General features: G+C 40.5%; 7 protein-coding genes. 3 read left to right on the top strand and 4 right to left on the bottom strand.

What is annotated here, in order from left to right:
- From L655_RS0100125 to pspA, 4 genes are all read right to left on the bottom strand, one after another.
- Positions 1-1262, bottom strand: a 1262-nt coding sequence (locus L655_RS0100125) for a YcjX family protein (RefSeq protein ID WP_024603683.1), incomplete at its 3' end; no start/stop codon positions are given.
- A gap of 63 nt (positions 1263-1325) precedes the next feature.
- Positions 1326-1727: an envelope stress response membrane protein PspC gene (gene pspC, locus L655_RS0100120; RefSeq protein ID WP_024596503.1), complete on the bottom strand. Its 402-nt coding sequence runs from the start codon at positions 1725-1727 to the stop codon at positions 1326-1328.
- Positions 1724-1957, bottom strand: a complete 234-nt coding sequence (gene pspB, locus L655_RS0100115; RefSeq protein ID WP_024596504.1) for an envelope stress response membrane protein PspB — start codon at positions 1955-1957, stop codon at positions 1724-1726. The genes pspC and pspB overlap by 4 nt, the downstream gene beginning before the upstream one ends.
- Before the next feature lie 72 nt (positions 1958-2029).
- On the bottom strand, positions 2030-2689 hold the full coding sequence (pspA, locus tag L655_RS0100110) for a phage shock protein PspA (protein WP_007376832.1): 660 nt from the start codon (positions 2687-2689) through the stop codon (positions 2030-2032).
- A gap of 186 nt (positions 2690-2875) precedes the next feature.
- Here pspA and pspF point away from each other — a divergent pair, with 186 nt between their 5' ends.
- From pspF to L655_RS0100095, 3 genes are all read left to right on the top strand, one after another.
- Positions 2876-3940, top strand: a complete 1065-nt coding sequence (gene pspF, locus L655_RS0100105) for a phage shock protein operon transcriptional activator (RefSeq protein WP_024596505.1) — start codon at positions 2876-2878, stop codon at positions 3938-3940.
- A gap of 15 nt (positions 3941-3955) precedes the next feature.
- A complete protein-coding gene (locus L655_RS0100100; protein ID WP_024596506.1) occupies positions 3956-5563 on the top strand; it encodes an ABC transporter substrate-binding protein in 1608 nt (535 codons plus the stop codon).
- The coding region (locus L655_RS0100095) for an ABC transporter permease (RefSeq protein ID WP_024603682.1) at positions 5563-6066 on the top strand (504 nt) is incomplete at its 3' end. The genes L655_RS0100100 and L655_RS0100095, both read left to right, overlap by 1 nt.

Genomic DNA, 6066 nt, shown 5'->3' with positions numbered 1-6066 from the left:
GGTAAATACGTAAGCCAATCTGGCTCGTTTAGCGGTTTACCATAAATACAGTCAAGCGTTTGGCCTTTGTCGGTAATCTGGCGCGGCTGCGTTGCTGTGATTGACGACATAGCCATGGTTTCTATTTTTACACCATCAAACTTTAAATGATTACTTTGCTCATGCACGAGCGAATCAAGTAGTAGTGCTAAATCTTTATGGTGTTTTGCACTTATGTGATCTGATTTATTAGCTGCAAATAATATTTTGTCTATGTTGGGCTTAAATAAACGTTTAAAAAAGCCCGACTCACCGTAATTAAAGTGTGCGAGTAATTGGTTTATTACACTGCTTTGCTCTTGGAGTGTTTCGTGCCCTTCGTTTAACGCACTAAGTACATCTACAAGTACGATTTGGCGATCGAAGTGCCTAAAATGCTCATTATAAAATGGTTTTACGACTTCTTTTATATAGGCGTTAAAACGCTTAATTAAATGCGCTAAATTAGAACCCGCAACGACATCGTCACTGTTTATTTCACCCGATACCGGAAAAAACAATAACAATGGCGCGCCTTGTAGGTCGCCAGGCATTAGCATGCGCCCAGGTTGTAACATGGCAAGTTTGGTGTCTTTTTTAAGCCCGACTAACATGCTTTGATAAAGCTGAGCAATATGGGCAAGTGCGTTTTCATCAACGGGGGCGTTTAAGTCAAGTTGATCAACGGCTACTAAAAAGTCACTTGATGTGTTTACGCGCGAAGGCTGAGTTAATAACGGATATTGCTGCTCGCACCATTGAGAATAGCTTTGCTCAAGCATAGGTAAATCAAGGAGCCATTCACCCGGGTAGTCAATAATATCTAAATAAAGCGTTGATTGCGGCGAAAAGTGCCCACGCAGCCCTGCATTACTTTGATACTTTATTGCCAAGCGCAGCGTATTAATACGCTCGGTAGATGCAGGCCATGTAGGCATCCCATCGCTGGGTAATAAAGTATTGAGTGCTCGAGGGTAATTAAACGTAGGGACTTTTAACGCCTCTTGCGGCACAACTTTAGTGGCCACATGGCGGTGCTCGCGCATTACATCAAAAAAAGGTAAGTTTTTATCGTCCGCTTGGGTTGTTAAGTGTTTAACAAGCGCGGTAATAAAGGCAGTTTTACCACTACCACTTAGGCCAGTTACGGCAAGCTTTACGTGTTGGTCTAAACTGCGATGAAGGGCTTTTTGTGCTTTGCCTTTAATGCTTTTAAAGGTCTTTTTTGCAAATGATTGGCTCATAAAGTGTCTTGCACCTAATTTGCCGTAATTTATCACGCTGCAAATAAGGTGCTATTAAATCCTTTAAAGTTTGTTAATTTCACGGCTCACCGTAAACTCGCTTGAAGTTACATGGCGCTCCATATCTTGAAGGCGAGTATCTACACGCGTTAAACGCTCTTTTAAATCTTGCAATGCGCGGCGCGGCGGCTCGCCTTTTTGCCATACTTTAAATTTTACTTCTAGCGGATCGTCAGTTTTAGTTGAGCTTTTTGTTTGCGCTGTTGCGGGCTCTTTTTTATCTAAAATGAACCAGGCTGCAATATACGCTACCACAAATAATGGGCCACCCGTTAGCAGTACCGCACTAACAAATATAATGCGAACTAACCATAACTCCATATTAAAGTAGTCACTTAATCCCGCACACACACCGGCTATTTTACCGCGTTGTGGGTCTCTTAATAATTCGCGTTTGGCACTCATACTTTGCGTCTCCATTGTGGTGACTCTTGATCAAGCAATGCTTCAAGTGTTTCTAATCGATCAGCCATTTTTTCAGCTTTGTGTGCAAGCTCAAGTAATTGGCGATGTTCGTGCTCACTTAAACCTTGGCTTACTTGTTTCTTGCTACGGTAGTGCAAAATTAGCCACAGCGGAGCAACAAAAATCATAAACAAGATAAATGGTGCAACTAATATCTCTGGATCAAACATAATCCTCTCCTGACAATCCGTTTTGATGTTTTTAAGCTGGGGCACAAAGGCCCCATATATTTTTATATGTAATTATTTATCAGCTAACTTCTTTTTAAGTTCGGCTAGCTCATCATCTATCTTTTCATTTTTTTGTAGATTAGCAATTTCATCCGCTAACGTCTTTTTACCTAAATCGTACGACTCAATTTGAGATTCTAGTCCATCAATTTTGGTTTCGTAACGTTCAAAGCGGTTAAGTGCTTCTTCTACTTTTGAGCTATCAAGTGTCTTTTTCACTTCAAGGCGCGACTCAGCCGAACGTTGGCGAAGTATAATCGCTTTTTGACGAGATTTAGCATCTGCTAGCTTTTCTTGTAGCGTCGTTACTTCTTGCTGTAATTTCTCAATATGAGACTCTACATGTTCAAGCTCACTCGCTACTGAAGCAACTGCATCTGCCGACTTTTGCTTTTCAAGTAAGGCTGAACGCGCTAAATCGTCGCGGTCTTTACTTAAAGCCAGTTCGGCTTTATCTTGCCAATCACTTACCTGCGCTTTAAGTGTATCTAAGCGGCGTACAATTTCTTTTTTCTCAGCCAATGTTTTAGCTGATGTAGAACGTACTTCAACAAGCGTATCTTCCATTTCTTGAATAATCAGACGAACCATTTTTTCTGGGTCTTCTGCTTTATCTAAAATGGCGTTGATATTAGAATTAACAATATCTGCAAAACGTGAAAAAATTCCCATAACATTTACCTCTGTAATTAAAACTTAGTTAGTCTGCTATAACTAGTATCAATATGCTTGCCAACTTTTTAAAAGTTAAAATACACTTTATTTTCATTACGTTAAACTAAATATACAAATTTCTTTAGTTATCCCTAATTATGAAATACACTAACTGTTAGTAAAAATGACCAAGAGTTAGGAAATATGAGCCAATATCGCCAACAGGATAATTTACTCGGCCAATCAGATAGCTTTCTGTCTGTATTAGATCAGGTATCGCAACTGGCTAATTTAGATAAACCGGTACTTATTATTGGTGAACGCGGCACAGGTAAAGAGCTAATAGCAGCACGCTTACACTTTTTATCAAAACGCTGGGATCAAAACTACGTAAAGCTTAACTGTGCAGCGCTTAACGAAAACCTACTCGAAAGTGAATTATTTGGCCACGAAAGCGGTGCTTTTACGGGGGCAAGTAAACGTCACGAAGGTCGTTTTGAACGCGCTAACAGCGGCACACTGTTTTTAGATGAATTAGCTAATACCTCAGCTATGGTACAAGAAAAACTGCTGCGCGTTATAGAATACGGTGAGTTTGAACGTGTTGGCGGCAAACAAACTGTAAAAGTAGATACCCGCTTAGTGTGTGCGACAAACGAAGATCTTCCTTATTTGGCCGAGCAAGGTGAATTTAGAAGTGATTTACTCGATCGCCTTGCCTTTGATGTAATTACCCTACCACCACTGCGCGAACGCCAAGACGATATTATGCTTCTTGCTGAGCAGTTTGCGATGAACATGGCGCGCGATTTAGAGTGGGAACTGTTTAGCGGCTTTACCCGAAGCGCAACAGAAACACTGCTTAGTTATGATTGGCCTGGTAATATTCGTGAACTTAAAAATGTGGTTGAACGCAGTTTGTATCGCCACGGTAGTGAACATATTCCCGTTCACCAGATTATTTTAGACCCATTCGATAGCCCATTTAGACCAAAAGCGCGTATTAAAGCACCTGTAGCGGCTCAAACGGTTAATGCAGAGCCTATTGTTGTTACGCCGCCTGTTACTCAAGCAAGCAATGATTCAGCCGTTGATATTCAATTTCCGTGCAGCTTAAAAGAGCATTCAAACGACTTTGAAATAAACATGATTAATAAAGCACTCGAACATAGCCAATTTAATCAAAAGAAAACTGCAGAAGTACTTGGTTTAACGTATCATCAATTACGTGGTTATCTTAAAAAATACAACTTATTGGATCAACAATAGTCAGAGGTTATGCGGGTGCATAAATTATTACTTGTTTTGCTTACCACCACTTTAGTTGGTTGCCTTGATAGCAAAGAAGAAATCATAGAAGAAAAAAACCAAGGCTTAGTTTATTGCGCTGAAGCTAACCCTGTGTCGTTTAATCCGCAAGTCACGACCACCGGTTCAACTATTGATATAATTGCTAACCAATTATACGACCGCTTAATTAGCATTGACCCTGTTACGGCAGAGTTTCAAAGTGAGCTGGCGACCGATTGGAAAATTAGCAAAGATGGTAAATCGGTTACCTTTACCCTGCGTAAAGATGTAAAGTTTCATACAACTTCTTATTTTACCCCATCGCGGGACTTTAACGCCGACGACGTTATATTCACCTTTAGCCGATTATTCGATGTATATAATCCATATCACTTTGTGGGCGATGCCGATTACCCGTATTTTCAAAGTGTAGGAATTGATCAACTTATTCGCAAAATTGTGCGCGTGTCTGACTACCAAGTCCGTTTTGAATTGTTTAATCCTGAAAGTAGTTTTTTAGCTAATATGGCTACCGACTTTGCCGTGGTGCTTTCAGAAGAATACGCCATGAAACTTAAGAAAAATAATCAAAAGAACTTATTTGATCAGTACCCTATTGGCACCGGCCCGTATATTTATAAAGAATACCGCCGAGATCATCTTGTGCGCTTTTACCGTAACCCACTTTATTGGAAGCATGACGTTGCACTTGAGCAATTGGTTTACGATATAACCCCTAACGGCACTACGCGCATAGCAAAAATGCTGACTAAAGAGTGCGATGTAACGGCTCATCCAAGTAGTGCGCAATTGAGCATTTTAGCGCAACGTGATGATATAAACGTCGAAAAAGAAACAAACTTAAACATAGGTTATTGGGCATTTAATACAGAGCGTGCTCCGTTTGACGACTTACGCGTACGCCAAGCGCTTGCGCACGCAATAGATGTAGATAAAATAATGCAGGCGGTTTATTACGGTAACGGTACTCGCGCACAATCTATTTTGCCGCCAACCTCTTGGGCATTTGAGCCACAAGAAGATATACCTACGTTTGATCCAGAACTTGCTAAAAAATTACTTATTGAAGCAGGGTTGCCTAATGGCTTTGATATGACGATATGGGCTATGCCTGTGAGTCGTATTTATAATCCCAACGCACGTAAAATGGCTGAGCTTATGCAAAGTGATTTACGCAAAGTAGGCGTTAACGTCAGTATTGTAGAATATGAGTGGAATACGTTTATTCAACGTATTGGCGAGCATAGGCACGACAGTGTATTACTTGGTTGGGCCGCAGATACACCCGACCCTGATAACTTTTTTAGCCCGCTGCTGAGTTGCACCGCTACTTTTAGTGGCAAAAACCCTGCAAACTGGTGTAATCCCCAATTTGATTTATTGCTTACTAAAGCACTAGACACCACTGATTTAAACAAACGTAAAAAATACTACGAAGATGCACAAAGCTTAATTATTAAAGAGTTGCCGTTATTACCAATTGCTCATGGCTTGCGCTTTCAAGCAAGTAGCGCTGATGTGGAAGGCATAACACTTGGCCCGTTTGGTGCTATTTCGCTTGCTAATGCGAGGAAAAAATAATGATCTTAGATTATATTTTACGTCGCCTTGGTTTGTTCTTTTTTATGATACTAATGCTCAGCGTATTTACGTTTTCACTGGCGTATTTATTTCCCGGTGATCCGCTAAGTAATTTAAGTGGCATACCAAGTGGTAACTTTGCACAGCATAGTGAGCTTGAGGATAAATATTTATACAACAGCAATTACTTTATGCAATACATTGCCTTTTTAGGGAGAATATTTCAAGGCGATTGGGGGCTTTCATTTGCCTCTGGTAACAGCGTGTTTAGCCATATTATTGACTTACTACCGGCTACTTTAGAGCTAAGCGTATATGCATTAATTGTATCGGTTGTTATTGGTGTACCTACTGGCATTTTAGGCTCTGGCTATCATAAACGCTGGCCCGACAAACTTATAAACTCTGTCACTATGGTAGGTTATTCAATGCCTGTGTTTTGGCTCGCATTGTTGTTAATAATGGTTTTTTCATTAAAGCTTGGCTGGTTTCCTATGTCGGGC

It is taken from the genome of Pseudoalteromonas sp. TAE79 (assembly GCF_000498015.1).
Classification (GTDB): Bacteria; Pseudomonadota; Gammaproteobacteria; order Enterobacterales; family Alteromonadaceae; genus Pseudoalteromonas.
This window is presented reverse-complemented; position numbering and strand designations above follow the sequence as displayed.